Raw genomic sequence first — 26,212 nt, forward strand, 5'->3', positions numbered from 1 at the left:
TGGATAGGACGATGAAGATGAGCACAAAAACCGCGATGGGTGTGCGTCGTTTCGGGCGCGTCAATTGGCTGGGCACGTGGACGCTGGTGCTGCGCGAGGTGCGCCGGTTCATGAATGTTTGGTCGCAAACAGTCATGGCGCCTCTGATCAATGCCGGGCTCTTTTTGATGATCTTCACAATTGCCATCGGTCCCCAACGGGGCGAGGTGATGGGCGTGCCTTTCATGACGTTCCTTACGCCCGGCATTCTGACCATGACGGTGATCCAGAACGCGTTCGCAAACACGTCTTCAAGTCTTGCGTCGGCAAAAGTGCAGGGCAACATCGTGGATACGCTGATGCCGCCTCTTTCGGCTGGTGAACTCGTCGTGGGCTATATCGGCGGGGCAGTGGCGCGTGGGGTGCTGGTGGCGGTGGTCATCGCCGTTGGTGCGGCGCTGTTTCTTGGTGTTGGTCTGCAAAATCCGATCTGGGTTGCGGTGTCTGTTTTGCTGGGCTCGGTCCTGATGGGCGGGCTTGGCCTGATTGCCGGGATATTCGCCAACAAGTTTGACCAACTTTCAGCCATCTCGAACTTTCTGGTCACGCCCTTGGCCTTCTTGTCCGGCACGTTCTATTCGATTGAGGCTTTGCCGCCGTTTCTGCAGACGCTCAGCCACGCGAACCCGTTCTTTTACATCATTGATGGGGTGCGGTTCGGCATGATCGGAGTGAGTGACAGCAGCCCATGGACCGGTCTGGCCGTGGTCAGCGTGGCTTGCCTTGTCGTGATCGGCATCTGCTGGCGCTGGATGAAGATGGGCTACCGGCTGAAGCCCTAATACCGATCCCGCACGGCGATGCCGCGGGCGGCCATGACCTCGGCCAGGATGTCGATGTCGGGCAGGTCGCCGGCAAAGACACCTTCTTCGGTTCCGTCTTTGTAGACGATGGCGAGATAGGTCTCGGCACTTGCCTCGGTCATCCGGAGATATGCGATGTCGTCTAGTCGGATTGGCCGCGGTTCGCGCCATGCCGACAGAACCAAGTATTCATCGTCAACACGGATACCGGCCACGGGTTTGGGCAACAACATCCAGCAAAGCGTCATGGCCCCAAGGGCCCACACCATCAATGACAATTCATCGGACCCGGTGAGGGTTGTTGCGACGATCAGCAGTATCACAGCGGTGGCGGCCAGCCAGATGACACCTCTGTTGGGCGCCCTGCGATACTCGTAATCCTCGTTCATGCGGGCGCGTCTAAATCAGGAAAATGGCTGCAATTTGTCACATTTACCATGGCAAATCCGACAAGGCGATCAGGTTGTCAGCCGCCTTTCGCGCCATGCAAGCAAACTGGCACCGGCAAGGATGATCGCGGCTCCGATGATGCTGATCCAATCGGGAATAACGTCGAAGATTGCAGCATCATAAAGTGTCGCAAACACCAATGTCATATAGCTGAAAGGCGTCACAAAGCTGGCATCAGCCCGCGCCATCGCGTTCACAAAACAGGCCTGCGCTGCGGCCATCATCACGCCAAGCCCCATAAGCGCTGCCCATTGCGCGGCTGTGGGACCTGCCCAAAAGGGTATCACCGCAAGTGTCGCGATGCCGAGGCCAAGTGCATTATTCGTCAACAATATCTGAAAAGCGGGCTCTTTGTTCGCGAGCTTCTTGATGAAGATCACCTCCATCCCCATTAGCGTGGCCGCCCCGAGCGCAAGCAATCCCGCCAGCTGAAACGTGCCCGCGCCTGGTCGTAAGAGCACCATCGCCCCGATGAGCGCGAGCGCGGCTGCCGTCCAACGCCAGCGGCCAACTTTTTCGCCCAAAAGCGGGATGGCCAGCAGCATCCCAAAGACCGGATTGAGAAAGCTGATCGCCGTGGCATCGGAAAGGGGGATATAGGCGACGGCGGCAAACATGCAGGTCACACCGCCCCAGCCGAAAAGTGTGCGCCCGATATGTAGCCGCCAATCCGGGCGCCCCAGTTGCGGACGCAGAGCCACGGTGGCCATGCTGATTGCCATGAAAGCGAATAGAAAGCGGCCATGGCTGATTTGCAAGGGATGCAGGGGCTTACCCAAGGTATCGGTGCCAAGCGCCTTGGCAAAGAGCGTCGTGGCCGCGATGAACGCAGTGGCGCTGAGCATCAAAAGGATCGCAAGGCTCGGATTGGCGGGGCGCAATGTCATGGCGCCCGTCTGCGCGGCTTTCGCGGGCTTGGCAAGGCGATATCGGTCATTCCTTGCAGCTGTCAGACCTGGGACATCGACCTGCCATCGAAAGGTCTTAATGGCGCATTAACGCTACGTCAGGTGCCCGGGCTTGCGGGCCGCAATACTGGTTCAGATGATGTCCGAAATCGCGTCACACCCGCCGCGCATCGATCTTTCGCGACCGACAAAGGTGCCGCGGCAGCGTGACCTTGTCGCACCGCTTTTGACGCATGGCGTGACCGGTGCAGCATGGGCCGTCGCCGGATTTTGGGTTCTGCAGGCTTTCAATACCAGCATCCTGGGGTTCATCGGTGCGCTGATGCTCCTGTGGGCCGGTTTCAAAGCGCTGATTTTGTTGGTGATCTACGGGGCCGCGCTTTATGCGCTGACGCTCCGTCAGGACATGTTTCGCTTTGTGGCCGAGCGACGCCATATCGCGCGTATCAACACCCGGATCACGCGCGATCTAGAGGCGGGCAAGGTTGAACGGGCGATGGATCGTTTGCACGGTCTGATATCCTGCTACCCGGACAATATGGGATTGCGCCGCCGCTTGGGGATTTACCTGATGGAAGGTGGTCGTCACGCAGAAGCCGGGCGTTTTCTCATCCTGCATCCAGCGCCAACCGAAGAAGAACGGGGGGCGATCCGTGCTTTCTATCACGCCAATGGCGACGACCCGTTTCAGATCCTGCGCAAGTCCATCAAGGGCGTCAGCGGTGCGGGGCTGAGTAAGGCGAGCCAGCGGGTTCTGTTGCAGCTTTATGCCCAGGTTCATCGGGACGCCGACCAAAGATCGTGGGTCTACCGGGCCGTTGGCGCGTATTTGCATCACGTGATGCCTGCGCCCCGGGTGGCATTCTGGCGCGAACACAAAGACCTCATCCTTGAAGTCGCGGTTTTCTGCGTCGTCGTTGCATTCTTTTTCGTGATGAGTAGAGGGCTGTAAACAATGCCGGATACAGTGACACTGCTTGTGATCATCTACATCGTCGCGCTCGTGGTTGGCGTGCTTTGGTATTACCGCCGCAAGGAGTTGCAGGAAAAGGCAGCCGCGGAAGCGAAATCCAAGGCGGTCTCGGCCACAATGCGCAAGAAAATGGAAAGCTATCGAAAGCAATATGTTCCGCTGCCAGAAGATAAGGCGGGCTTTCCGACGATGGCCGATGATGGTTTTGTGCTGATCGATCTGGCCGCCGCCGCCATATCAGACCCGCCGGCCCAGCCATTGCCGCCTTTGGGTGCGAAACGCGCCATTGCGGTTGGTCAGGTCGTACATCTTCTGATCGATGATGGCGAACTGACCGAGGATTTGTGGGTCGAAGTGACCGACAAGCGCCCGATTGACTGCTTTTCAGGGCGTATTCACGACGTTGAGGTGGTTGGGTTACAGCCCCTGATCGGCAAGACCATCGTCTTTCATGCCAATCATATCGATGAAATCGTGGCGCTTCCGACAGAGGCGACCCGGCACTGAGGCAAAAACCGCTTTCCATATCGCATGAGGCCCGCTATCACGCTGGCATGACGCATGCTGTGACAATAATGATCCGACGCCGACGCTAAATTGCGCCGCTCTTTGTCACGTCTGTCGTAAACCCCTTAAATCATTGACACCTCCCGTATGGTTCTGCACCAATCGGGCTTAATCGCAAGGATTATCGCCGTGATCGCATCTATTCTGCCGACCTATTCGCGCGCTCCCCTGACATTCACGTCCGGGGCAGGCTCCTGGTTGACCGAGGCTGATGGGCGACGTTTTCTTGATCTGGGCGCTGGTATTGCTGTGAACGCGCTGGGCCATGCGCATCCGGCATTGGTGGAGGCCCTGAATACCCAGGCCTCGGCGCTTTGGCATGTCTCGAACCTCTACAACATCCCGGCCCAACAGCAATTGGCCGATGCGCTGGTAGACAAGACCTTTGCCGATACGGTGTTTTTCACCAATTCCGGGACTGAGGCGTGTGAATTGGCCGTGAAGATGGCCCGGAAATACTGGTTCGACAAAGGCGAAGACCGGACCGAGATCATCACGTTTACCGGGTCGTTCCATGGCCGTTCCAGCGCGGGGATCGCCGCTGCCGGGTCGGAGAAGATGACAAAGGGGTTTGGACCGCTTTTGCCGGGCTTCACGCATTTGGAGTTTGGTGATCATGACGCGCTGAATGCCGCAGTGAGCGACAAGATCGCCGCGATCCTTGTTGAGCCTGTGCAGGGCGAAGGGGGCATCCGTCCGCTACCTGATGCGTGCCTGAAGGGCCTGCGCGACCTCTGCGATCAGCACAATATCCTGTTGATCCTTGACGAGGTGCAGTGCGGGATGGGGCGCACGGGCAAGCTGTTTGCCCATGAATGGGCGGGGATCACGCCGGATATCATGATGGTGGCTAAGGGGATTGGCGGTGGTTTTCCACTGGGTGCCGTGCTTGCGACCGAAGAAGTGGCCTCTGGCATGACCGCGGGTACGCATGGATCGACCTATGGGGGCAATCCGCTGGCTTGTGCGGTAGGCGCAAAGGTTATGGAGATTGTCAGCGACGATGCGTTTCTCGCCGATGTCAGCCGTAAGGGTGCGCTGATACGCCAAAGGCTGGAAGGGCTGGTCGCCAGCTACCCGGACATTTTTGAACATGTGCGGGGCGCGGGCCTGATGCTGGGTCTCAAATGCAAGGCCCCGAATGCGGATGTTGTCGCCGCAGGCTTTGCGCAGGGTGTGCTGACCGTTCCTGCTGCAGACAACGTGGTGCGTATCCTGCCCGCGCTGAATATCGAGGATGCAGATATCGGCGCTGCGGTCGACAAGCTGGATGCGGCCGCCCTTCAATTGCGAAGGGATCATGCGTAACTACAGCTTTCGCAAATTGACCCCGGATGATTTGCCGCTGATGCAGCGCTGGCTGCAGGCGTCTCAGGTGCGGGTCTGGTGGCCGAATGTCGACAAGCAGATCGCATTGATGCAGCAGGATATGGAAAACCCCGAAATCAACATGCTGGTGGTCAGTCTGATCAACCACCCCTTTGCGTACATCCACGATCATGACGCCCGCAGTTTTGGCATGCCGCAATATGCCGATTTGCCGCCTGGCACCCGCGTGATAGCAACATTTGTGGGCGATACCGACTTCATGGGGCAGGGCCATTCTGCCGGCTATATCGATGCCCGGCTGCGCGATCTGCGTTTGCGCTATCCAATGGTCGCCGTTGGCCCCAACACAACTGATACTCGCGCAATTGGCATTTACTCTCAGGCGGGATTTCACAAGCGACGATTGGCCTCGACCCGCGACGGCAAACTCGTCCAGGTGATGACCCATCTTTAATCTCTTGGCCTTAGGGCCTCAAAAAAGCGACCCTCATGAACCATTTTCTTGATATCCATCAGACTGCCCCGGTAGCACTTCACCAGATCATTGATCAGGCCCGTGACATGAAAGCGGCGCGCGCTGGGCTGCCCAAAGGGACTCCTGATGCCGAGCAGCCGCTGGCGGGCCATATGGTTGCTCTGATCTTTGAAAAGCCGTCGACCCGAACCCGCGTGTCTTTTGATGTCGGCGTCCGCCAGATGGGCGGGCAGACGATGGTTCTCTCAGGCACCGACATGCAGCTTGGCCATGGTGAGACGATTGCTGACACCGCGCGGGTCCTGTCGCGCTATGTCGATCTGATCATGATCCGCACGTTTGAAGAACAAACGCTGTTGGAGATGGCGGAATATGCCGATGTGCCGGTGATCAACGGCCTGACGAACCGCACGCATCCTTGCCAGATCATGGCGGACGTGATGACGTTTGAAGAGCATAACGGCCCGATCAAAGGGAAAAAGGTGGTCTGGTCCGGCGACGGCAACAATGTCTTTGCCAGCTTCGCCCATGCCGCCAAGCAGTTTGATTTTGATCTGGTCTTTACAGGGCCGCCGCCCTTGGATCCTGAACCCGCGCTGGAGGGGCTTTATACGATTGTCCGCGACCCGCATGAGGCGGTGCAAGGGGCTGATCTTGTTTTGACCGATACATGGGTCAGCATGCACGATCCGCAATCGGCGCGCGAACGGCGGCACAACCAGTTGCGGGGCTATCAGGTCAACGACGCACTGATGGCCAAGGCCAAGGATGATGCGCTTTTCATGCATTGCCTGCCCGCCCACCGCGACGATGAGGCGACAAGCAGCGTGATGGACGGCCCCCATTCGGTGATCTTTGACGAGGCTGAAAACCGGTTGCATGCGCAAAAGGCGATCATGCGATACTGTCTGGGGGTGTAAGACGCGCGCCGCGACCTTTGTGACCAACCGGCGCGGCCTTGGGGCGGCGCCGGTTGGTCAAGTTGGCTTTGGCAATTGATTGCACACCACTTCGGGACATGACGTATCACAATTCGCGCAAGGTCCACCGGAAAGGCCGCGAGTTGTGATGCAGGATGATGGCTAGGGGCCATCATCCTAATGGTTTAAACGTGGAAAGTGCTACACTGTTTGTGCGTCATAGCGCCTTGTTTCATACGTCTCCCGTACGTTCCTTGTGCGCTTTGCTCTGAAGGATATCCGTCATGCTTTCCGTCCTTTGAGCCACTTCCTTACCCTCCTTATGCGCTTTGCTTTGAAGGACGTCCGTCGTCACCCCGTCTGTCTTTGGGGCATCGTCCTTACGCTCCTTGTGCGCCTTGCTTTGAAGTATGTCAGCAGCTTCTTTATCACCAAACGTCGTCTTATTGACTTTGTTGTCTGTCGGAACCTCTTGAAGGACCGACGGTATATGCGGACGTCCGACATTCAGCTCAACGGGTGTTTTGGTGGCTTCGGCATTCAATCTCTTCTTTGCGCTATCCGCGTCTGAGTCGATCAAGATTGAAGGCATGCGCTCGCCGGCCTCCATATCTGCATGCAGCTTTTTCAAAGCATTGTAGTCTTCGTTGGCGGCGATGATCGATGGTTCACGTTTGTTGCCCCGCTGAGGTTTGAAGGGCTTATCGCGATCAGTTTGATCCACTGCATCAGATCCCAGCGACGACCTATCTGTGTCGTCGTAGGCAAGCAGGTCAGTGCCCCCGGTGAGATCATCTTGACCGAGTTGCCGGACCTCTTGAATAGGTCCAAGAGTGATGTCGTTCCGCGTGAACGATGGAAGGCTCATGCTTCTGAGCCCCGCCATGAAGTTAGTGAACGCTTTTGATATCGCACTTGTCATGCTCTTAAAGCAGTTGCGCCTCGGGCCGTCATTGTTCACATCGAACTTTGCGCCATTGATGCCGGAACGCGCTTGGCTCGTCTGCAGATTGTCGTTTTGCTCTGGTAGGCGGTTCAGCGGTGCTGAGATTGGTGGGTCCGAGGGAATACTCATTTTTCAATCCTGTAGGTTGCTATAACTTGACCATAGAACGCCAAGGGACCGTGCATTGTGTTATTCTGTACAGCATTGAATTGTTTTACAGCAGATCACGTCGCGAAAACGGGGTTCGCCAAATGCCGTTAGTCAGACCGTCTAGTGAGCACCTTGCGGATGCGCCAACGCGTTTCCGTTGGAGACGGACTTTGTCCCTCCGACGCTTCTGATGCGCCATGACGGAATGCGCATGACCCTCACGTTCCGCGCGGCTTCGCGCGTATTGTCGGGTCGGCTTGTGTCGGATCTTCGGGCCATGGGTGTCGCGGATATCGGCCACGCATATCGCGGCGCACATCAGCGTAAGACGTGGCCCAAAAACCTACGATGTCCTGGGTCACCTGCACCGGTTTTTGCCCTGGCGACAGCAAGGTGATCCGCAATGGTGTCCGCCCCACAAGCGGATGTGCGGTGACCCCAAACATCTCTTGCAGGCGCAGGGTGATTGCGGGGGCGGCCCCTGCATAGTCAATGGGGATTTTGCGACCCAAGGGCGTTTCGAAATACGCGGGCGCTGCGGCGTCAAGGCGCTGCATCTGATCCCAATTGAGCATATTGCGCAGAGCGGGTAGGAGATCGAAGCCTTTCCAATCCTCACGTGTGCGCACGCCTTGCAGATGCGGCAGCAGCCAGTCTTCTGCACTGGCCAGCAGGCTTTCGCCATCCATGGCGGGCATGTCATCGACAAGGGCAACCCGCGCCCGGAACCTTTCAGCGGCGGGGGACAGGCGCAGGCCAAGTTGGCGGACACCATCGAGCATCGCGTATGCTATCTGATCTTCCGGTGCGTCCGCCCAGATCCGGTCATCAAGAACCAGGGCACCAAAGCATTCCTGCTTGCGGGTCAGCACCTTGCCGTCGCGGCGGGACCATATGCAAATGTCCTGCCATCTGATCTGGTCGGCAAAGAGATCGCGCAAAGTGGCCTCGGTGATCGCCACCGCCTGACGGATGCGCGCCTCGCGCCGGTCGCCATCTAGATCGGTCGCCACGATCAGCCGCTCGCCTGCCAAAGGGTCACTCGCCTCCAGTACAGCACCCTTGCCGCCTGACAGGATGTAGCGCGGATCGTCCCCCTTGCGACGCAGCCCGACGCGGTCGGGATAGGCGAGTGCTGCTTGCGCGGCGAGGGGCAGGGTGGGGGCGTCTGTCAGGTTCTTTGCAAGGCACGGTATCTCGGCCTTGATCTGCGCAAGGGCTGCGTGATTGACGTCGCCCGGCCCATCATAGCGGCCCTTCAGCGCTTTGATGCGCAAGCTAAGGTCAGTTGGCGCGCCGCGAAGCGGGTCGCGCGCGGAAAGCAATGCCGCCAGCGGTGCTGCCTGCGCGCCCGCCCGTTGAAGCATATGCGCGAGGCGCGGATGCAACGGCATTGCCGCCAGCGCGCGCCCATGAGGAGTGATCCGACCGTCTGTATCCAGGGCACCCAGGCCTGTCAGTAGCGCGCGCGCTTCGGCCAAGGCGCCTTTGGGAGGCGGCGTCAGAAGGGCCAGATCATCGCTGCCCCAGATCGCCAACTCCAATGCGAAGCCAGCCAGATCGGCCGCCTCAATCTCCGCCGGCGCGAAAGCGGGCAGCGCCCCATCCTCGCCCTTGGTCCATAGTTTGTAAGCATCGCCGGGTGCCACCCGCCCGGCACGGCCCGCGCGTTGGGTTGCTTCGGCGCGGCTGACGCGCTCGGTCACCAATCGCGACATGCCGGAGCCGGGGTCAAACCGCGCCCGCCGCGCGCGACCTGCGTCGACGACTACTCGGATGTCCTCAATGGTCAGCGATGTTTCGGCGATGGACGTCGAAAGCACGATCTTGCGGCCAGACTTCTCCGGCGCGATGGCGGCACGCTGGTCTTTGAACGGCAAGGCGCCGTAGAGCGGGCGGATCACGCAGTCTCGGGGTAGGCGCCCATCCAGCGCTTGCGCCGTGCGTCGGATTTCACCTTCGCCGGGCAGAAAGACAAGTACGCCGCCTGACGTCTCTGCCACGGCTTCGACGATCAGATCGGCAGTCGCGGCCTCCAGCCGCACGCCTTTCGGTGTAGCCCGTTCCTGAAAGTGCGTGGTGACCGGAAAGGATCGCCCTTGGGAGGTAACGATCGGCGCATTGTCGAGCATCTTGGCCACCGGCCCTGCATCAAGCGTCGCCGACATCACAATGATCTGCAGGTCCGGGCGCAGGACATTACGGATCTCCCACGCGAGTGCGAGGCCGAGATCAGCATTCAGGGACCGTTCGTGGAACTCATCGAAAATTATGGTGTCGATAGCGCTCAGATCCGGGTCCGACTGGATCATACGGGTCAGGATGCCTTCGGTCACAACCTCAATCCGCGTCCCCGGCTTGGCATCACCACGCATGCGATAGCCAACGGTTTCGCCGGGACTTTCACCTAACCCTTCGGCCAACCTCTCTGCCGCCGCGCGGGCGGCAAGGCGGCGGGGTTCGAGCATGATGATCTTGCCGTCCGTCAGCCCTGCTTGCAGCAGGGCCAGCGGTACACGCGTCGTTTTGCCGGCACCGGGCGGGGCCTGGAGCACAGCGCGGCCCGCGTCGCGCAATGCGGAGACGATATCAGGAAGGACCGGATCAATGGGCAAAGCAGTCATGAGATACGCTTTGCCACAGGAACCGATCAGGTGCAGCCTAATTCAGTGGTGCGACGCCCACGATCACATTGTGCTGCGGGTTCCAGATATGCACCTCGGTGTACTGCTGGATATCGAGGCCGGGAGGGGCCTTGAAAACCTGTAGGCCTGTGACCCGGGCGAGAGGGCCCAGATCAGCCTCGGGCATGAACATCCCGTCTCGGCCAAGAAGCAGGCGCAGTTCGGACCGATTGCGTGTGTTAAAGTCGGTCTCGATCACGACGAGGCTGCCGCCGTCGCTGGACCGGACAACCGAAACGCCATGTTCGGTGATGTAATCAATGGTATGTGAAAACTGCGACCGCAGATGGTCCTCTGCCAATGCAGAATTCGGCGTCAATAAAGTAAGGCTGAAAGCGGCAGCGATCAAAGCAGATGTAATTGTGTTTTTCATCAGGCGCCCCCTTTCGTGGCGCGTAGAGCAGAATGGCAACATTTTCTCAAAAAGAGATAAGAATGTGAAGTTCTTAATCCAAGTACTGCAGGTCTTACTGTGCGCAGTCGCACAAAAAAACCCGGAAGCTGCAGCTTCCGGGTTTATTCACATCACAATGCGCTGAGACCTTAGGCAGCTGATGCTTTTGCGATCTCTTTCTTGATCTTCAGCGCCTCTGCTGACAGCTCGCTGTCTTTCGCTTTGGCCATGAATGCGTCCAGACCACCGCGGTGATCAACGGTCCGCAGGGCAGCGTTTGAGATGCGCAGTTTAAAGGCGCGGCCCAGCACGTCAGATTGCAGGGTTACATCCTGCAGGTTGGGCAAAAAGCGGCGCTTGGTCTTGTTGTTGGCGTGGCTGACATTGTTGCCAGACATCGGGCCTTTTCCAGTCAGTTCGCAACGGCGCGACATGGGCGTTTTCCTTGTCTTTTAAGGACATCACCGCATTGGCGGGACGTCTTGTCATACGGGGGTGGACCCCGCGAAAGCAGGGCTGTGCATAAGATCAGCGCCAGATAGGCGGATTCCTGTGGCCCGTCAACCCGGTTTGGGATGGGATAGAACGACAATGCGCTGCGTCACCCTTCTGCCGCATGAACGAGCGCGTGCCTCTAACCTCGCGCTTTCAACCCTGCAAGCACGGCCTGCGCCGCGGCGGTCGGGCTAAGCTGGCCTGCCATCACATCGGCCTCGGCCGTTTTCATGCGCGTTGCTGTTTCAGGATCCTTGCGAAGCATGTCGAGCAAACCCTGATGCACCTCTTCACTGAACCAATAGCGTGCCTGCACCGCGCGTGTCTCGGCCCAGATGCCAGCCTCTTTGCGCCAGTCGCTGAGTTTCTGCATCTCGGCCCAGGCATCTTCGAGCCTATCGGTCTCCAGCGCGGAGACCGTCAGCGCCTTGGGAAAACCGTTGGGGTCTTGTGGGCGTTTGCGCAACAGACGCAAGGCACCGGCATAATCTGCGCAGGTCCGCAGCGCCTGTTCCTTCAACGAGCCGTCAGCTTTGTTGACAAGGATCAGATCGGCCATTTCCATGATGCCGCGCTTGACCCCCTGCAATTCATCACCGCCCGCCGGTGCCAGCAGCAGGACAAAGAGATCCGCCATCTGCGCCACAACCGTCTCGGACTGTCCGACCCCGACGGTTTCGATCAGCACGATGTCAAATCCCGCGGCCTCGCACAAGCTGACCGCCTCGCGCGAGCGGCGGGCGACGCCGCCCAATTGGGTTTGGCTGGGGGAGGGGCGGATGAAGGCGTTCGGATCACGCGCCAATTGCTCCATCCGGGTTTTGTCGCCAAGGATTGATCCGCCGGACCTTGCCGAAGAGGGATCAACAGCAAGCACCGCCACGCGCTTTCCCATTCCGGTCAGCATCAGCCCGAAGCTTTCGATAAAGGTCGACTTGCCCACACCGGGCGTGCCGGAAAGGCCGATCCGCAAGGCCTGCCTGTCGGTTCCCAACGTGTCCAACAAAGCCAGGGCCTGATCCCGATGATCTTCGCGCGCGCTTTCCACCAGCGTAATCGCCCGTGCCAGGGCCCGGCGGTCACCCTGAAGAAGTTTCTCGGCCAGTGCCGCTATGTCCGTTTGTGCATCCATCGCCACGTTCATACGGGCGCAGAGGAGCAAAGGTCCAGTGCTGCTATTTGATGATCTCGTCCACCCACGCTGGCACCACTTCGGTCGCGGGGCCGAAGCGGCGGGCGTTGAAGGCGTTGGCGCGGGCCGAGGGGGCGAGGTTGATTTCAAGCGTGTCGCCTTGTGCAGTTTCAACCAAGCCTGCTGCGGGATAGACTTCGGCACTGGTCCCGATGGCGACAAACAGATCGGCCCGCGCGACCGCTTCTTGAATGGCTTCCATCTGATAGGGGATTTCGCCAAACCAGACCACATCGGGGCGGGTTGCCGAGGCGCTGCAGGACGGGCATTCATCCGACGGGTCCATCGCAACCGGTGCGTCCCAACGGTGATCGCACGCGGCACAGAGTGCGCGCCTGAGCGCTCCGTGCATGTGGATCACGCCCTTTGAGCCTGCACGTTCATGCAGATCATCGACATTCTGTGTGATCAGCGCCAAATCATGCGTGCTGTTCTGCAACAAGGCTAGTGCATTATGGGCGGCGTTTGGGGCTGCCGCAATACAATCGGCGCGGCGCTGATTGTAAAACTCGTGTACAAGTGCCGGGTTGCGCGCAAAGCCTTCGGGTGTCGCCACCTCCTCCAGATCATATCGGGTCCAGAGCCCGTCTTTATCGCGAAACGTGCCGAGCCCGCTTTCGGCGGAGATACCCGCTCCGGTTAAGATCGCAATGCGCATTTCGCCTCACTTCCGCCATGTTCCACCATCATGCCCGGCATCATTAACAGACGTTAAGTGATGGTGGGACGTTTTGATGTTGCAAGACGATAGTGTTGTTTTCAGTTTTTACGGGCCGATGGGTGTGCGGGTTGATGTGGGCCAGTCGATTGTCTTTCTGCTGGGCATTCTGGTGTTTTTGTCAGGCGGGGCTGTGATTGATAGCCTGATTTTTGCGACAGTGCTGCTGGCGTCGATCCTTTTGCATGAATTGGGCCATGCATGGGGGTGTAAGGTTCAGGGCATCCCGGTGCGCCGCATCATGTTACATGGCGGGGGCGGGTTTTGCGAACGCACCCGCTCGGCCACGCCTTACGAGGAAGAGTTGATCGTGGCGATGGGGCCAATTGTGAACCTCGCAATCTGGGCGATCGCCTCGCTTGTCCAATGGTGGATGTGGCAGGACTTCAATGCCGGGCCGCCGTCGGATTTCATGATCGAGGTCAGCTACATCCTGTGGACGGTGATCTGGCTGAACATGGCGCTGGTGATCTTCAACATGATCCCGGTGCAGCCGCTGGATGGCGGCAAGCTCTTTCACTTGTTTCTATTGCGGTTTTTGCCGCAAATGGCCGCCCAGAAGCTCGCGGGAGGTATCGGTCTTCTCCTGTCCATCGCGTGGATCCCGGCCGCGGTCTATGCCTATCTGACATTCGGCTGGATCCTGTTTTTTATGCCCTCGATACCCGCCCATTACCGGATGCTACGCGGGCAACTGGCCTAGTGGCATGGCTGTACGATCCTTGCTAGGCTCCTCCCAAATAGGGGGGAGAGGGTCGTGGACAAAACACCAGTTCATTTGTGGATCGTCGGGGTGCTGTCGCTTTTGTGGAACGCGGGCGGCGCTTTTGATTATGTCATGACGCGGACCAACGCTGCGGAATACCTGGCCGCGCAACCACCCGAGCGGTTGACAATGCTGAATGGGGCGCCGTTCTGGTTCGACATCACCTGGGCGGTGGGCGTCTGGTTCTCGGTCATCGGATCGCTGTTGCTGTTGGCGCGGTCGCGCATGGCCGGGTCCGCATTCGCCCTGTCGCTTGCGGGGCTGATCGGGTCATCGATCTACACCTATGGGATCGCAGATGGGGGCAGCATGGTGGCCGCTGCGGGGCCTGCGGCAATAGCGTTTACCATCGCCATCCCGGTCATTCTGATCGGCCTCTGGCTTTATGCCCGCGCGATGACAAAGGCTGGCGTCTTGCGGTGATGCGGATTGTCTTTGTCTGCCTCGGCAATATCTGCCGGTCGCCCGCTGCCGAGGGGGTCATGCGCGCGCTTGCGCCGGATTTGACGCTGGACAGCGCTGGCACCGGAGGATGGCATGTGGGTGATGCGCCATACGGGCCAATGCAGGATGCCGCGCGGGCGCGGGGAATTGACCTGAGCGGCTTACGGGCGCGGCAATTCGCGGTTGCAGATTTCGACCGGTTTGATCTGATCATTGCGATGGACCGCCAGAACAAGGCGGATATCGAACGTTTGCGCCCGAAGGGGAATACGACGCCCGTGCGCCTGATGGCGGACAAGGACGTGCCCGACCCCTATTACACGCGCGATTTTGACGGGGCGCTGGATATGATCGAGGCTGCGGCTAGGCGTTTACTGGCTGACATATCTCGGTCGCCAGATCGCTGAAGCTGCGGTAGCGGTCCCAGAACCGTTCATCGGCGGGACGGTCGGATTGGCGAGTATCCTGCGCCAGCTGCGGCTCTTCAAAGAATGTCGCCGCCCGCGCCTGTTCCCGGCCCGACAGCGTCTGGTTCGCGACCTGCTGCACACAAGAGCAGAGTTCGGGCGAGGCCGCACGCCTGTCGGCGGCCAAACACGCCTCGGATATATCGCCCGTCACTGGGCCAGAGCGCCCGCTACAGGCCACCATCGACGCCACCGCGCCCACCATCAACAAAAACCGCATCGCCTCATCCTCTACCGGCCCCTGTCTTACCCGCAGGTGATCCGTTCAGGTTGTGCCCCTCGTGGCAGAGTATGTAGGGCGCGGGGGCGGGATGCAATTGGGAATGGAGGACCGGAACCTACCCCGTGGGGAAAACCTGCGGTGGGGTGAGAGTTTGTTAGGGGTTTGAGGAGGCGTGAGCATTAACGTTACGGTGATGTTGAGATTACCCGCAATCAACGGTCCTTGCTGCGGGCCCCCATCGGTCAAAGGCTGCAGGGCAACCACTGTCTGTGCAGAAGTCAGGTGTATTCCTGTCAATGATGAGCCAAAGTGGTACTGCAATGAAAGAGCCTGTTCCGCTAACCGCATCAAAGGTGACAGGTAAGCATTCGAGTTCTATTAAGAGCAAGCCGTCGGATTTGCTTTCCCGCTCGATCAACGCACCGCTGTCCGGTGATATGCGCGTGAAGTCGTCGTCCTCTGAAAAATAAGATGAGTATTTTGTTTTTGTCCGTATGCCGCTTTCATTCACGGCGTCTTGGGTTTCCGGAGGGAAGACCCCGGTCAACGTGAAATCGGAATTCGACTGAGAAAACTCTGCGGACCACTCGCCGCCAAGAACTGTGTTCCGGTCCGGTGCAATGCATATCCGCGCCTCAATTGTCAGATCGAGGGTCGTGGCCAAGTCGCGCTCCGCAATGGGCTCATCTTCCTCGCAAATCACCTCTTGAAGTTCCACGTCGCTGCCACGGCGTATTGTTCTGTAACAGGGCTCGCTTTCTTCTTCGATAATATTGGGTGCAAGTATGGCTTGGCTTGGCGCATCAACAACATGGAAGTTGAGATCGCTCAGCTCTGCGTCTACTTCGAATGCCACGTCACCCCTTCCGTTGCACAACGGATGATTGTCAATGACGTCGTAGTCCACAAAGAACGCGTTATGCCCGCGTTGTGGATGAAATAATTGCTCGTCATAACTCAGCGTTCGTCCGTCTTGGGCGCTTGCAACGCTTGCCGCGAACGATGCCAAGACCGCTTGCAAAACTCTCGCGCGTATCATGCCTGCCAGCCTCATTTATTGATACGCTCCGATTTAACGAGACAGCAGTGGACGTTGCAGGTGCATCTGCGCGAATTTTCCCCTTTACACAATGACGATCAGCTTGATTCACTTATTTGGTGGGTGTCGCATCCGCCACCTCAAGCACCCGCTTGACCAACCCCCCAAACCCTTCCATATCCCTGCTATGACAGACCTTTCGCATATCCGCAATTTCTCCATCGTGGCGCATATCGACCATGGGAAATCGACGCTCGCTGACCGCCTGATCCAGTCCACCAACACTGTGTCGGACCGGGAGATGAAGGAGCAGTTGCTCGACGCAATGGATATTGAGCGGGAGCGGGGGATTACGATCAAGGCCAACACCGTCCGCATCGACTACCGCGCCGATGACGGGCAGGATTATGTGCTTAACCTGATCGACACGCCCGGCCATGTGGATTTCGCCTATGAGGTCTCGCGGTCCATGCGCGCCGTTGAAGGCTCCCTCCTTGTCGTGGACAGCACCCAGGGGGTTGAGGCGCAGACGCTGGCCAATGTCTATCAAGCCATTGATGCGGATCATGAAATCGTCCCCGTGCTCAATAAGATCGATCTGCCTGCGTCGGAATGCGACCGCGTGGCTGAGCAGATCGAGGATGTGATCGGCATCGACGCGACCGACGCCATTCAGGTCAGCGCCAAGACCGGGGTGGGCATCCACGAGACGCTCGAAGCCATCGTACAGAAGCTGCCCGCGCCCGAGGGGAACCGCGACGCGCCGCTGAAGGCGATGCTGGTCGACAGCTGGTATGACAGCTATCTCGGCGTCATCGTCCTTGTCCGCATCATCGACGGGCAGATGAAAAAGAACGACCGGGTCAAGTTCATGTCGAACGGAACTATCCACCAGATCGACAAGATCGGGGTGTTCCGGCCCAAGATGCAGGATGTTGAGGCGCTGGGCCCGGGTGAGATCGGGTTCATAACCGCCTCCATCAAGCAGGTGCGCGATACGCGGGTGGGCGACACAATCACGTCTGAGAAGAAGGGGACCGACGAACCCCTCGCAGGCTTCAAACCGTCCCAGCCGGTGGTGTTCTGCGGGCTCTTCCCGGTGGATAGCTCCGAATTCGAAGACCTACGCGACGCCATCGAAAAGCTCGCCCTCAACGACGCGTCTTTCAGCCACGAGATGGAAACCTCCGCCGCGCTCGGCTTCGGTTTCCGCTGCGGGTTCCTTGGGCTTCTGCACCTCGAGGTCATCCGCGACCGGATCGAGCGGGAATACAATATCGACCTGATCACCACCGCGCCCTCCGTCGTCTACCACGTCTATATGCGCGACGGTGAGATGATCGAGCTGCACAACCCCGCCGACATGCCCGACCTGACCCATGTGGACCATCTGGAGGAGCCGCGGATCAAGGCGACGATCCTTGTGCCGGATGAGTATCTTGGCGACGTGCTGAAACTCTGTCAGGACCGGCGCGGCGTACAGCAGGACCTGACCTATGCGGGCTCCCGCGCGATGGTGGTCTATGACCTGCCGCTGAACGAGGTGGTGTTCGATTTCTACGACCGGCTGAAATCGGTGACAAAGGGCTATGCGTCGTTTGATTACCAGATGACCGGCTACCAGCAGGACAATCTGGTGAAAATGTCCGTACTGGTGAATGAGGAACCGGTGGATGCGCTGTCCATGATGGTCCACCGCGACCGGGCCGAGATGCGGGGGCGGGCGATGGTCGAAAAGCTCAAAGATCTAATCCCGCGTCACATGTTCAAAATCCCGATCCAGGCCGCCATCGGCGGCAAAGTCATCGCGCGCGAGACGCTATCTGCGCTGCGCAAGGACGTGACGGCGAAATGCTACGGCGGAGACGCCACGCGGAAGCGTAAGCTCTTGGACAAGCAGAAGGCAGGCAAAAAGAAGATGCGGCAGTTCGGCAAGGTGGATATCCCGCAGGAGGCGTTTATTTCGGCGTTGAAGATGGATGGGTAGAAGGCTGCCGAATCTGTGGATGCATATATGAGGGTTTGTTTTTTCTAAGTGGTTGCGAACGTATAGAGACTTTGTTGGAGGCGAGATGGGTCAATCACATTGGATGCCAATCGAGTTTAGTCAATTGAATGCGAAACTGCTATCAAACCCAGGTCGTGCCGCGCAGTTGAGATATGATATTCGAACAGTAGCAAGCGGGACATACATCTACGGACTTGGAAAGGCAGCCTCGAAGCTCAAGTTAGCGATGTCGATAAATCATATCGAGTACAATGACTACGTCCAGAGAACCCAAGACTACTACACTGCGCAAATAAAGGTGATGTTCAGCTTCGTCGCCTTCGAAGCTTACTCACGGCTAAGGTCCAAAGCCACTTCGGCTGGAAAGATGCGATGGTACGACCTAGCTGATGAGATTTCACAGAACTATACTTCAGAAGCTCAAAGCGTCCGAAGTATGATAAGTTCGAAAGATCTTCAGCAAATTGAAGGCTTTATGGACAGTCATGCGCTGAAGAAGCGGATCGAATGCTTCCGAAATGGTGATGATCGTGAGATCTTTGCGCTTGGTTGTGCTTTGAGGAATGGGCTAGCGCATGGACTCTACGGATCGCGCGGAGAATACAAATCGCTATCGCTGCTATTGCACGGACTCCTGATCAATAGCGTCAAAGACGACTGTTCAAGACACATGACCCTAGTCTAGCAAACGTAGGGTGGGTGAAACCCACGCGACGGAAACCGCACCCTCCCACGTTTAACCTCCATCATCCCGCGATGGAGCATCCGATGCGCTTTCTGCCTCACGCTTTTCTCTTTCTGATGGGCGGTCTTTGTCTGGCGACTTTTCTGACCTCACCCGTGGTCTGACCCGCTGGACATCTCCCACATCGCAGCCTTACCTTGCGCGCCAAGGGAGGGCGGGATGGCCTATGATTATGTGATTGTGGGCGGGGGCTCGGCGGGTTCTGTCCTGGCGGCGCGCCTCTCGGGGGACCCCAACACATCCGTTTGCCTGCTAGAGGCCGGGGGGCCCGCGAAGGGGCTCCTTTACCGCTTGCCGACCGGAGCGTTGGTGATGCTGCCGGGGCGGCCGAAGATCAGCAATTGGGCCTATCAGACCGTGCCGCAGCCGGGGCTGAACGGGCGGCGGGGCTATCAGCCGCGCGGCAAGATGCTGGGCGGGTCGAGCGGGCTGAACGCGATGCTTTATGTGCGCGGGCACCGGTCGGATTATGATGGCTGGGCCGATCTGGGTTGCGACGGCTGGGGCTGGGATGATGTGCTGCCCTATTTCCGCAAGTCCGAGAATAATTCATGCGGGGCGGATGATTATCATGGAGGCGATGGCCCGCTGCATGTGACCGATCAGCAGGCAATTCGGCCCATTACGCGGGCCTTTGTCGAGGCGGGCACGAGCTTGCAGCATCGCGAGGCGGCGGATTTCAACCGGGGTGACAACGAAGGGATCGGGACCTATCAGGTCACGCAGTTTCATGGGCGACGCGCGGGCGAACGGTGTTCGGCGGCAGCGGCCTATCTGCATGCCGTCATGGACCGCCCCAACCTGACGGTGATTACACGCGCACAGGCGACGCGGGTGCTGTTTCAGGGCAAACGCGCGACGGGGGTGATGTATCGGCAGCGCAAGGCCGAGAAACAGGTGCTGGCGGGCAAAGAGGTGCTGCTTTGCGGTGGGGCCTTCAACTCACCCCAGCTTTTGCAATTGTCCGGGGTCGGGCGGCCCGAGGATATCACGCCGCATGGCATCAGCATGGTGCATGAATTGCCCGGCGTGGGGCAGAACCTGCAGGATCATCTCGATTTTATCCTCGCCTACAAATCCAAGGATCGGGACAATTTCGGGATCAGCGCGCGGGGCACCTGGAACCTGATCCGGCATGCTTTGCGCTGGCGGAAGGACGGGAAGAGCATGCTCGCCTCACCCTTTGCTGAAGGGGCTGCGTTTCTAAAGACGGATCCGGCGCTCGACCGGCCTGATATCCAGTTGCATTTCGTGATTGCGATTGTCGATGATCATGCGCGCAAGCTGCATCTGGGGCACGGGTTCAGTTGCCATGTCTGCGCGCTGCGCCCCCATAGTCGGGGCATGGTGGGTCTGCAAAGCGGCGATCCGCTGGCCGCGCCCGCGATCGACCCGCAATTCCTGTCGGACCCGCGCGATCTGGGGACGATTATCAAGGGGGCGAAGATGATGCGGGAGATTCTGCAGGCACCACCGCTGGCGCCGTTCCGACATAAGGAGTTGCACGGCACGCGGGAAGGGATGAGCGACGCGGAGTGGGAGCGCCATATCCGCGCGCGGGCCGACACAATCTATCACCCCGTCGGCACCTGCAAGATGGGGGTGGATGACATGGCCGTCGTCGACCCGCAGTTGAAGGTGCGCGGCATGCAGGGGCTGCGCGTGATCGATGCGTCGGTGATGCCGACGCTGATCGGCGGGAACACGAATGCGCCCACGATCATGATTGCCGAGAAAGCGGCGGATTTGATCAAGTGCAAAACGTTGGCCGGCGCTGACGCTACCTGAGGTTCACGAGGTCCGCGTGAGCCTCAGGGTCGACTTTTTCGAGCCGGGCGAGGGCGGCGATGGCTTCTTCGCGCAAGACCTCTTTGGCATCGGCCTTGACCGCTTCAATATCGGCGATGAGTTTCTCGATTTCGGGCAGGGCTGTCTTGTCCTTATCGGCAAGCACCATCAGCGCTTCGAGGATTTTGCCCAATTGTGTGCCGTAGCTGGCGACCTGGGTCTGAATACGGTTTTCAATCCCCATGCTGCCTTTGATATCGGGCGAAAAGACGCGGGGTGTGATTTCTTGTGTCACGTCACCCGAAAACGGGGCGTGGAAGGTGGGTGACCAAATGTCAAATGGGCTGAGCATCGCAATCTCCTTGAAGCAAATACCTCAAGTTTCGCTGCGCCGCAGCATGCCTGTCAAGTCTGTCTGGTTTAGATTGCGTCGCTGATCGCGTCGCCTGCGTTGCTGATATCCTGCCCCAAGCCGCGCGCGGTTTCGCAGGCCGGTAAGGCCAGAAGAGCCGTCAAAGCGATTATTCTGATCATCATCTTTCCTCGTTCGTTTTTAGCAGGTTAGAGCGGTCGGGATTTTTCGGCAATGACCTTTTCATGCGAGAAACGCGGTGACGGCAGCTTCGAACTCACGCGGTTTTTCGGCGTGCAGCCAGTGGCCTGCGCCCGGGATCTTTGCGAACTTCGCATTTGGAAACAGACCCTTGATCGTGGCCCGCGCATCGGGCTGGACATAGTCAGATGTCCCGCCTGACAGAAATAGCGTCGGACCATCGAACTGACCCGAGACCTCGGGAAACCCGATGATCTTGTCCATCTCGGCCTCAAGCACATCCAGGTTCAATCGCCATCTTCTTTCCTTCATATCAAGGCTTTGCAGCAGGAAGTCTGGAACCCCCGGATCAAGGTCCCCTAATTGGTGCTTTGCATCAGCGCGGTTTTGGAGGGTGGCGAGGTCAACGCGCCGCATGGCTTCAATCGGCCCCATCTGGGAATGGCCGTAGGCCACTGGGGCAATGTCGGCGATGATCAGACGGTTCACCTTTTCCGGGGCTTGAAGCGCCAGCAGCATGGCGGCTTTGCCGCCCATGGAGTGCCCGAGCACATCACAGGGCGTCTCAATCACCTCTGCAAGGTCTTGGGCCTGATCAGCATAGGAATGCGTGTCATACCAGGGGCTGCCGGCATGGTTGCGCATGTCCACCGCAACGACCGGTCTTACTTCGGACAGGCGTTTGGCGATGACACCCCAATTGCGCGCCGATCCGAAAAGGCCATGGGCAATCAGCAATGGTGTTTGGCCGGGGCCGTCATAAGTAACCGTGTTCAACATGCATCGCTTCTAACCCTTCCGCCTTTCGAAGTTCCAGAGGGATTGCACCCTCAGCCCCAAGCCCCTAGCGGGCAGGGATGGGGAAGTCTGTTGAATACCAGGTTGATGCTTTGCGCACGCTTTTTGCGGAAAAGCTGCGGGTGCAGGGGCGCGACCTTGAGGCGCAGGTCCGCAAGGCAGGGCGGCGTTTGCCACGCCATATCCGGCGCGACGCACGCTTTTTTCTTGAGAGTTACGATTTGATGGCCAATCCGAAGCTGGCGCGCATGGTTGATGGCAAGAAAATGGATCGCGCTTACAGCAATATCGTCGCCCATCTGGATGGACTGGATCCCAGGCAAGAACGGATCACCGCTATGATCAACCTTGCTGCGTCGATTGCTTTTGTGTTTCTGGTCACCGGTGTGCTGGTGTTGGTTGTTCTTGTGCTGCGCGGATTTGTTTAACGCTTGCGATGCACTGTGAACAGCCGCGGTGCAGTCCCTTGCTGAAGGATGGTCTCCACCTCATCAAACCCGGCCTCTTCTATCGCGGATAAGAGCTCGGATTGGGATAGGCGCAGAACGTAAGGTGCCTTGCCGAAGACCTGCATGACCGGGATCATCACGCCGAGATACCACGGTCCCTCTTTCAAAAGGGCTGTCTTGGTGATCAGCAAACCATCTTTCGGAAGGGCGGATTCGATGTTGCGAAGGACTTGCTGTAGGTCCGGCAGCAGATGAAATAGGTTTAGCGCCAGCACAGCGTCAACCGGCCCCAGCGGCAGTTCGGCTGCTGTTGCCACTTCGAACTTTAGTTTCTCAGGACTGTCTGGTTGCAGCTTGCTGCGCGCGATGTCGATCATGCCGCGTGAGACATCCGTGCCAAGATAGCTTTGCACCCCGGGCGCAAGAGCCAGCGCGGTTGATCCTGTCCCGCAGCCCAGTTCGACAACGTGATGGTGAGGCTGCAGATAATGACGCATGCGCCCCAAAGTGGTTTCATAGGCGGCTTGGTCGCTGATCGGGTCTTTGGCATATTTGGGCGCCATGCGATCCCAGAAGGCTGCATTTTGCATGTTCCGTTCCTTTTCGGATTTGCTCTATGTTATTCGTGCATGCTCAATTGCGGAATTGCCAAGATTTGCCTCTTGGTTATACATAAATGCATGAACTGGCAGGCTCTGAACTTTGACTGGAACCAAGCGCGCGCTTTTCTGGTGACCGCCGAAACGGGGTCGTTCTCGGCTGCGGCGCGCGCGCTGAAGATGACCCAACCCACGTTGGGGCGGCAGGTTGCGGGTCTCGAAGAGGCGCTTGATATCGTTCTGTTCGAGCGGATCGGGCGCAAGCTGGAACTGACGCCAGCCGGACGCGATATGCTTGTGCATCTTCGGGCGATGGGTGAAAGCGCGATTGGGGCGGCCCTCACCGCCTCTGGCCGGTCAGAGACCGTGACGGGTGAGGTCTGCATCTCGGTCACCGATATCTTTGCTGTCTATATCATGCCGCATATCGTGACTGATCTGCGCAGGATTGCCCCGCAGGTGCGCATCAAGGTGCTTGCGTCAAACGCGCTGTCGGACTTGCAGCGGCGCGAGGCGGATATCGCGGTGCGGCATGTCGCCCCGACCCAACCGGACCTGATCGCCCGCAAGGTGCGTCGCAGTTTTGGGCATCTTTATGCCAGCCGTGATTATCTGCGTCGTATCGGTCCCATCCGCAGTGTCGAGGACGTCGCCCGGGCTGACATTATCGGCATCGACGATGCGGAGGAGTTGATCACATTCCTGCAGAATTGGGGGCTGCCCGTTTCCGCAAAAAACCTCGCCATTCTGGGCGGTAGCGGTGTAGCCAGTTGGGAGTTTGCGCGTCAGGGTCTCGGCTTGATGCCGATGACCGAAGATTTGGCTTCAGCCTTCCCGGATATGGAGATGATCCTGCCTGATCTTGAACCCGTTGAAGTGCCGTACTGGCTGACCGTTCACCGTGAACTGCATAGCTCAAAGCGCATTCGGCTGGTCTACGACCATCTGGCGCAGGTGTTGGGGCAGCGGACCCTGCCGGGTCCGCGGCAAACGCAGAAAATCATGGGTGATCAGAGGTTTGGATAGATCGGGAAGCGGTCGCAGAGCGCCTCGACCTCGGCTTTCACCTTTTCCTCGATGGCACCGTTGCCGTCTTCGCCGTTGGCAGCCAGCCCCTCGGTCACTTCGACGATCCAATCGGCGATCTGGCGGAACTCAGGCTCTCCGAAGCCACGTGTCGTCCCCGCAGGAGAGCCGAGGCGAATGCCCGATGTGACCATGGGCTTTTCCGGATCAAAAGGAATGCCGTTCTTGTTGCAGGTGATATGGGCGCGGCCAAGTGCCTTTTCAGTGGCATTCCCTTTCACGCCCTTGGGCCGCAGGTCGACCAGCATCACGTGGCTGTCTGTGCCGCCTGTGACGATGTCCAGCCCGCCTTTCATCAACTGATCGGCCAGAGCCTGTGCGTTCTTGATGACCTGTTCCTGGTAGGTCTTGAATTCGGGGCGCAGCGCCTCACCAAAGGCAACGGCCTTGCCTGCGATCACATGCATCAGCGGACCGCCCTGGATGCCGGGGAAGATGGCTGAGTTGAATTTCTTCGCCATCGCCTCGTCATTGGTCAGGATCATGCCGCCGCGCGGGCCGCGCAGCGTTTTGTGCGTGGTGGTGGTGGCGACATGGGCGTGAGGGAAGGGCGAGGGGTAGAGACCCGCCGCAACGAGGCCTGCGAAATGGGCCATATCGACGAGTAGATACGCGCCAACGGTGTCGGCAATCTCGCGCATCTTCGCGAAATCGATGATGCGGGGGATGGCCGAGCCACCGGCGATGATCATCTTGGGCTGATGCTCTGCCGTCAGCCGGGCGACCTCGTCATAATCCAAAAGGCTATCCTGACGGCGCACACCATATTGGATCGCGTTGAACCACTTGCCTGACTGGTTGGGCTTGGCGCCGTGGGTGAGGTGCCCACCGGCATCGAGCGACATGCCAAGAATCGTATCACCCGGCTGGAGAAGCGCCTGAAACACGCCCTGGTTGGCCTGAGACCCGGAGTTCGGCTGCACATTGGCGAAACCGCAATTGAAAAGCTGTTTGGCGCGGTCGATGGCGAGGTTCTCCGCCACATCCACATGCTCGCAGCCACCGTAATAACGACGCCCGGGATAGCCTTCGGCATATTTGTTCGTCATCACGCCGCCCTGCGCCTCCATCACGGCGGCAGAGACGATGTTTTCCGATGCGATCAGCTCAATCTCTTTGCGCTGGCGTTTCAGCTCGGCCTGCATGGCCGCATGCAGTTCCGGATCGCGGGTATCGAGTGTTTCGGTGAAAAAGCCGTTGTCGCGGACGGTGATATTCATGATGCATCCCCCTTCAGGTGCCGGACTTCTCAAAAATTGCGCTCTGATACCCCAGGATCGCGGCGTTCTAAAGCATCAAAACGACCAAGATGTTTATGAGCACGTCACGCAGGTTTCATATGCGCGTCTTGCGTTTCGGGTGCGATCACCGCACAACGTATCGGAACTGAAAGGTTTTTGCCCAATGTCGCGCCCCAAGATCGCTTTTGTCGCGAGCCCCGTACCGATTGCACAAACCGCACAAAGCGAACTGGCCGCAGCCTATGGCGATGTGGAGGCGCATGAGGCGGATGTGATCGTGGCTCTTGGTGGTGACGGGTTCATGTTGCAGACGCTGCATGCGACCGAAGGGCTGGATGTGCCGGTTTACGGGATGAACCGGGGGACGGTCGGGTTTCTGATGAATGAATTCGCCGCAGACGGCCTGCGAGCCCGTTTGCAGGAGGCTGAGGAAGAGGTGATCAACCCGCTCGCCATGACAGCGCTGACTGCGGATGGCGAGATGTATGAAGCGCTTGCGATCAACGAGGTGAGCCTGCTACGGGCGGGGCCGCAAGCGGCAAAGCTGCGGATCACTGTAGATGGCAAGCTGCGTATGAGCGAGCTGGTTTGCGACGGGGCGCTTGTGTCCACGCCAGCTGGATCCACCGCCTACAACTACTCCGCCCATGGGCCAATCCTGCCCATCGGGTCGGACGTGTTGGCATTGACGGCAGTCTCGGCCTTCCGCCCCCGCCGCTGGCGCGGGGCGCTGTTGCCAAAACGTGCCGTGGTGCGGCTCGACGTGATAGACCCAAACAAGCGGCCTGTCATGGCAGAGGCCGACGGCAAATCCGTCCGCGATGTGGTGAGTGTCGAAATCCGTTCAGAGCCATCGGTGCGGCACCGGATTCTGTTCGATCCGGGGCATGGGTTGGAAGAACGATTGATCAGGGAGCAGTTTGTTTGAGGTGCGGATTTTGGGTCCCGTTTTCACACTTGTGA

Annotated in this window: 29 protein-coding genes; 14 read left to right on the plus strand and 15 right to left on the minus strand. The window is 58.8% G+C overall.

The window, feature by feature from the left end; genetic code table 11:
• Positions 1-17: 17 nt before the first annotated feature.
• On the plus strand, positions 18-821 hold the full coding sequence (locus SLH47_RS01945; protein ID WP_320237623.1) for an ABC transporter permease: 804 nt from the start codon (positions 18-20) through the stop codon (positions 819-821).
• Here SLH47_RS01945 and SLH47_RS01950 read toward each other — a convergent pair.
• A complete protein-coding gene (locus SLH47_RS01950; RefSeq protein WP_320237625.1) occupies positions 818-1,231 on the minus strand; it encodes a hypothetical protein in 414 nt (137 codons plus the stop codon). The two genes, SLH47_RS01945 and SLH47_RS01950, sit on opposite strands and share 4 nt — an antisense overlap.
• A 69-nt stretch (positions 1,232-1,300) precedes the next feature.
• The gene (locus SLH47_RS01955) at positions 1,301-2,179 is read right to left on the minus strand and encodes a DMT family transporter (protein WP_320237626.1); all 879 of its coding nucleotides are present in this window, start codon (positions 2,177-2,179) and stop codon (positions 1,301-1,303) included.
• A 157-nt stretch (positions 2,180-2,336) separates the two neighbouring features.
• On the opposite strand from SLH47_RS01955, the gene SLH47_RS01960 reads away from it, so the two are divergent.
• The 5 genes from SLH47_RS01960 to argF all read left to right on the plus strand — a co-directional run bounded on the left by SLH47_RS01960 (position 2,337) and on the right by argF (position 6,464).
• Positions 2,337-3,152, plus strand: coding sequence for a DUF6584 family protein (locus SLH47_RS01960; protein WP_320237628.1), 816 nt, complete (start codon positions 2,337-2,339; stop codon positions 3,150-3,152).
• Between the two features lie 3 nt (positions 3,153-3,155).
• The gene (locus SLH47_RS01965; protein ID WP_320237629.1) at positions 3,156-3,680 is read left to right on the plus strand and encodes a hypothetical protein; all 525 of its coding nucleotides are present in this window, start codon (positions 3,156-3,158) and stop codon (positions 3,678-3,680) included.
• A 189-nt stretch (positions 3,681-3,869) separates the two neighbouring features.
• Positions 3,870-5,048: an aspartate aminotransferase family protein gene (locus SLH47_RS01970; protein ID WP_320237630.1), complete on the plus strand. Its 1,179-nt coding sequence runs from the start codon at positions 3,870-3,872 to the stop codon at positions 5,046-5,048.
• A complete protein-coding gene (locus tag SLH47_RS01975; RefSeq protein ID WP_320237631.1) occupies positions 5,041-5,523 on the plus strand; it encodes a GNAT family N-acetyltransferase in 483 nt (160 codons plus the stop codon). The genes SLH47_RS01970 and SLH47_RS01975 overlap by 8 nt, the downstream gene beginning before the upstream one ends.
• 35 nt (positions 5,524-5,558) lie before the next feature.
• The gene (gene argF / locus SLH47_RS01980; RefSeq protein WP_320237632.1) at positions 5,559-6,464 is read left to right on the plus strand and encodes an ornithine carbamoyltransferase; all 906 of its coding nucleotides are present in this window, start codon (positions 5,559-5,561) and stop codon (positions 6,462-6,464) included.
• A 232-nt stretch (positions 6,465-6,696) separates the two neighbouring features.
• On the opposite strand, the gene SLH47_RS01985 is transcribed toward argF, so the two are convergent.
• The 6 genes from SLH47_RS01985 to SLH47_RS02010 form a co-directional block, all read right to left on the minus strand.
• Positions 6,697-7,539, minus strand: coding sequence for a hypothetical protein (locus SLH47_RS01985; protein WP_320237633.1), 843 nt, complete (start codon positions 7,537-7,539; stop codon positions 6,697-6,699).
• A gap of 239 nt (positions 7,540-7,778) precedes the next feature.
• Positions 7,779-10,184 carry an ATP-dependent helicase HrpB gene (hrpB, locus tag SLH47_RS01990; protein ID WP_320237635.1) on the minus strand — a complete coding sequence of 802 codons (2,406 nt, stop codon included), beginning with the start codon at positions 10,182-10,184 and terminating at the stop codon, positions 7,779-7,781.
• Positions 10,185-10,221: 37 nt separating this feature from the next.
• Entirely contained in the window at positions 10,222-10,617 is a 396-nt protein-coding gene (locus SLH47_RS01995; RefSeq protein WP_320237636.1) for a hypothetical protein, read from the minus strand.
• A gap of 170 nt (positions 10,618-10,787) precedes the next feature.
• Entirely contained in the window at positions 10,788-11,072 is a 285-nt protein-coding gene (gene rpmB / locus SLH47_RS02000; protein WP_320237637.1) for a 50S ribosomal protein L28, read from the minus strand.
• Between the two features lie 200 nt (positions 11,073-11,272).
• Entirely contained in the window at positions 11,273-12,265 is a 993-nt protein-coding gene (meaB, locus tag SLH47_RS02005) for a methylmalonyl Co-A mutase-associated GTPase MeaB (protein ID WP_320237638.1), read from the minus strand.
• Between the two features lie 43 nt (positions 12,266-12,308).
• Positions 12,309-12,983: an NAD-dependent deacylase gene (locus SLH47_RS02010; RefSeq protein WP_320237639.1), complete on the minus strand. Its 675-nt coding sequence runs from the start codon at positions 12,981-12,983 to the stop codon at positions 12,309-12,311.
• Between the two features lie 76 nt (positions 12,984-13,059).
• On the opposite strand from SLH47_RS02010, the gene SLH47_RS02015 reads away from it, so the two are divergent.
• The 3 genes from SLH47_RS02015 to SLH47_RS02025 are packed head-to-tail and all read left to right on the plus strand — an operon-like array spanning position 13,060 to position 14,660.
• On the plus strand, positions 13,060-13,746 hold the full coding sequence (locus tag SLH47_RS02015) for a site-2 protease family protein (protein WP_320237640.1): 687 nt from the start codon (positions 13,060-13,062) through the stop codon (positions 13,744-13,746).
• 54 nt (positions 13,747-13,800) lie between these two features.
• Positions 13,801-14,232: a hypothetical protein gene (locus SLH47_RS02020; RefSeq protein WP_320237641.1), complete on the plus strand. Its 432-nt coding sequence runs from the start codon at positions 13,801-13,803 to the stop codon at positions 14,230-14,232.
• Entirely contained in the window at positions 14,232-14,660 is a 429-nt protein-coding gene (locus SLH47_RS02025; protein WP_320237643.1) for a low molecular weight protein-tyrosine-phosphatase, read from the plus strand. The genes SLH47_RS02020 and SLH47_RS02025 overlap by 1 nt, the downstream gene beginning before the upstream one ends.
• Here SLH47_RS02025 and SLH47_RS02030 read toward each other — a convergent pair.
• Together SLH47_RS02030 and SLH47_RS02035 are read right to left on the minus strand one after the other, a co-directional pair.
• Positions 14,617-14,940 (minus strand): arginine transporter, encoded by a 324-nt coding sequence (locus SLH47_RS02030; protein ID WP_320237644.1) that lies wholly within the window; start codon positions 14,938-14,940, stop codon positions 14,617-14,619. The two genes, SLH47_RS02025 and SLH47_RS02030, sit on opposite strands and share 44 nt — an antisense overlap.
• 205 nt (positions 14,941-15,145) lie before the next feature.
• On the minus strand, positions 15,146-15,799 hold the full coding sequence (locus SLH47_RS02035) for a hypothetical protein (RefSeq protein ID WP_320237645.1): 654 nt from the start codon (positions 15,797-15,799) through the stop codon (positions 15,146-15,148).
• A gap of 370 nt (positions 15,800-16,169) precedes the next feature.
• On the opposite strand from SLH47_RS02035, the gene lepA reads away from it, so the two are divergent.
• Positions 16,170-17,969 (plus strand): translation elongation factor 4, encoded by a 1,800-nt coding sequence (gene lepA / locus SLH47_RS02040; RefSeq protein WP_320237646.1) that lies wholly within the window; start codon positions 16,170-16,172, stop codon positions 17,967-17,969.
• A 925-nt stretch (positions 17,970-18,894) separates the two neighbouring features.
• Positions 18,895-20,523, plus strand: coding sequence for a choline dehydrogenase (locus SLH47_RS02045; protein ID WP_320237647.1), 1,629 nt, complete (start codon positions 18,895-18,897; stop codon positions 20,521-20,523).
• Here SLH47_RS02045 and SLH47_RS02050 read toward each other — a convergent pair.
• From SLH47_RS02050 to SLH47_RS02060, 3 genes are all read right to left on the minus strand, one after another.
• A complete protein-coding gene (locus SLH47_RS02050) occupies positions 20,516-20,875 on the minus strand; it encodes a hypothetical protein (protein WP_320237648.1) in 360 nt (119 codons plus the stop codon). The two genes, SLH47_RS02045 and SLH47_RS02050, sit on opposite strands and share 8 nt — an antisense overlap.
• A 68-nt stretch (positions 20,876-20,943) precedes the next feature.
• The gene (locus SLH47_RS02055; RefSeq protein ID WP_320237650.1) at positions 20,944-21,057 is read right to left on the minus strand and encodes an entericidin A/B family lipoprotein; all 114 of its coding nucleotides are present in this window, start codon (positions 21,055-21,057) and stop codon (positions 20,944-20,946) included.
• 61 nt (positions 21,058-21,118) lie between these two features.
• Complete coding sequence (locus tag SLH47_RS02060) at positions 21,119-21,856, minus strand: alpha/beta fold hydrolase (protein ID WP_320237651.1); 738 nt, start codon at positions 21,854-21,856, stop codon at positions 21,119-21,121.
• Positions 21,857-21,933: 77 nt separating this feature from the next.
• On the opposite strand from SLH47_RS02060, the gene SLH47_RS02065 reads away from it, so the two are divergent.
• A complete protein-coding gene (locus SLH47_RS02065; protein WP_320237652.1) occupies positions 21,934-22,302 on the plus strand; it encodes a hypothetical protein in 369 nt (122 codons plus the stop codon).
• Here the strand turns inward: SLH47_RS02065 and SLH47_RS02070 are convergent.
• Positions 22,299-22,913, minus strand: coding sequence for a class I SAM-dependent methyltransferase (locus SLH47_RS02070; RefSeq protein WP_320237653.1), 615 nt, complete (start codon positions 22,911-22,913; stop codon positions 22,299-22,301). The genes SLH47_RS02065 and SLH47_RS02070 overlap by 4 nt on opposite strands.
• Positions 22,914-23,003: 90 nt before the next feature.
• Between SLH47_RS02070 and SLH47_RS02075 the strand changes: the two genes are divergently transcribed.
• A complete protein-coding gene (locus tag SLH47_RS02075; protein ID WP_320237655.1) occupies positions 23,004-23,948 on the plus strand; it encodes a LysR family transcriptional regulator in 945 nt (314 codons plus the stop codon).
• On the opposite strand, the gene glyA is transcribed toward SLH47_RS02075, so the two are convergent.
• A complete protein-coding gene (gene glyA, locus SLH47_RS02080; RefSeq protein WP_320237657.1) occupies positions 23,933-25,228 on the minus strand; it encodes a serine hydroxymethyltransferase in 1,296 nt (431 codons plus the stop codon). The genes SLH47_RS02075 and glyA overlap by 16 nt on opposite strands.
• 184 nt (positions 25,229-25,412) lie before the next feature.
• On the opposite strand from glyA, the gene SLH47_RS02085 reads away from it, so the two are divergent.
• Complete coding sequence (locus SLH47_RS02085; protein WP_320237658.1) at positions 25,413-26,177, plus strand: NAD kinase; 765 nt, start codon at positions 25,413-25,415, stop codon at positions 26,175-26,177.
• Positions 26,178-26,212 lie beyond the last annotated feature (35 nt).

This window comes from Cognatiyoonia sp. IB215182 (genome assembly GCF_033963905.1).
Classification (GTDB): domain Bacteria; phylum Pseudomonadota; class Alphaproteobacteria; order Rhodobacterales; family Rhodobacteraceae; genus Yoonia.

Coding starts and splice junctions, on each gene's coding strand:
- SLH47_RS01945 (WP_320237623.1), top strand. CDS start 18: ATGAGCACAAAAACCGCGATGGGTGTGCGTCGTTTCGGGCGCGTCAAT.
- SLH47_RS01950 (WP_320237625.1), bottom strand. CDS start 1,231: ATGAACGAGGATTACGAGTATCGCAGGGCGCCCAACAGAGGTGTCATC.
- SLH47_RS01955 (WP_320237626.1), bottom strand. CDS start 2,179: ATGACATTGCGCCCCGCCAATCCGAGCCTTGCGATCCTTTTGATGCTC.
- SLH47_RS01960 (WP_320237628.1), top strand. CDS start 2,337: ATGATGTCCGAAATCGCGTCACACCCGCCGCGCATCGATCTTTCGCGA.
- SLH47_RS01965 (WP_320237629.1), top strand. CDS start 3,156: ATGCCGGATACAGTGACACTGCTTGTGATCATCTACATCGTCGCGCTC.
- SLH47_RS01975 (WP_320237631.1), top strand. CDS start 5,041: ATGCGTAACTACAGCTTTCGCAAATTGACCCCGGATGATTTGCCGCTG.
- argF (WP_320237632.1), top strand. CDS start 5,559: ATGAACCATTTTCTTGATATCCATCAGACTGCCCCGGTAGCACTTCAC.
- SLH47_RS01985 (WP_320237633.1), bottom strand. CDS start 7,539: ATGAGTATTCCCTCGGACCCACCAATCTCAGCACCGCTGAACCGCCTA.
- hrpB (WP_320237635.1), bottom strand. CDS start 10,184: ATGACTGCTTTGCCCATTGATCCGGTCCTTCCTGATATCGTCTCCGCA.
- SLH47_RS01995 (WP_320237636.1), bottom strand. CDS start 10,617: ATGAAAAACACAATTACATCTGCTTTGATCGCTGCCGCTTTCAGCCTT.
- rpmB (WP_320237637.1), bottom strand. CDS start 11,072: ATGTCGCGCCGTTGCGAACTGACTGGAAAAGGCCCGATGTCTGGCAAC.
- meaB (WP_320237638.1), bottom strand. CDS start 12,265: ATGGATGCACAAACGGACATAGCGGCACTGGCCGAGAAACTTCTTCAG.
- SLH47_RS02010 (WP_320237639.1), bottom strand. CDS start 12,983: ATGCGCATTGCGATCTTAACCGGAGCGGGTATCTCCGCCGAAAGCGGG.
- SLH47_RS02015 (WP_320237640.1), top strand. CDS start 13,060: ATGTTGCAAGACGATAGTGTTGTTTTCAGTTTTTACGGGCCGATGGGT.
- SLH47_RS02025 (WP_320237643.1), top strand. CDS start 14,232: ATGCGGATTGTCTTTGTCTGCCTCGGCAATATCTGCCGGTCGCCCGCT.
- SLH47_RS02030 (WP_320237644.1), bottom strand. CDS start 14,940: ATGCGGTTTTTGTTGATGGTGGGCGCGGTGGCGTCGATGGTGGCCTGT.
- lepA (WP_320237646.1), top strand. CDS start 16,170: ATGACAGACCTTTCGCATATCCGCAATTTCTCCATCGTGGCGCATATC.
- SLH47_RS02045 (WP_320237647.1), top strand. CDS start 18,895: ATGGCCTATGATTATGTGATTGTGGGCGGGGGCTCGGCGGGTTCTGTC.
- SLH47_RS02050 (WP_320237648.1), bottom strand. CDS start 20,875: ATGCTCAGCCCATTTGACATTTGGTCACCCACCTTCCACGCCCCGTTT.
- SLH47_RS02055 (WP_320237650.1), bottom strand. CDS start 21,057: ATGATCAGAATAATCGCTTTGACGGCTCTTCTGGCCTTACCGGCCTGC.
- SLH47_RS02060 (WP_320237651.1), bottom strand. CDS start 21,856: ATGTTGAACACGGTTACTTATGACGGCCCCGGCCAAACACCATTGCTG.
- SLH47_RS02065 (WP_320237652.1), top strand. CDS start 21,934: ATGGGGAAGTCTGTTGAATACCAGGTTGATGCTTTGCGCACGCTTTTT.
- SLH47_RS02070 (WP_320237653.1), bottom strand. CDS start 22,913: ATGCAAAATGCAGCCTTCTGGGATCGCATGGCGCCCAAATATGCCAAA.
- SLH47_RS02075 (WP_320237655.1), top strand. CDS start 23,004: ATGAACTGGCAGGCTCTGAACTTTGACTGGAACCAAGCGCGCGCTTTT.
- glyA (WP_320237657.1), bottom strand. CDS start 25,228: ATGAATATCACCGTCCGCGACAACGGCTTTTTCACCGAAACACTCGAT.
- SLH47_RS02085 (WP_320237658.1), top strand. CDS start 25,413: ATGTCGCGCCCCAAGATCGCTTTTGTCGCGAGCCCCGTACCGATTGCA.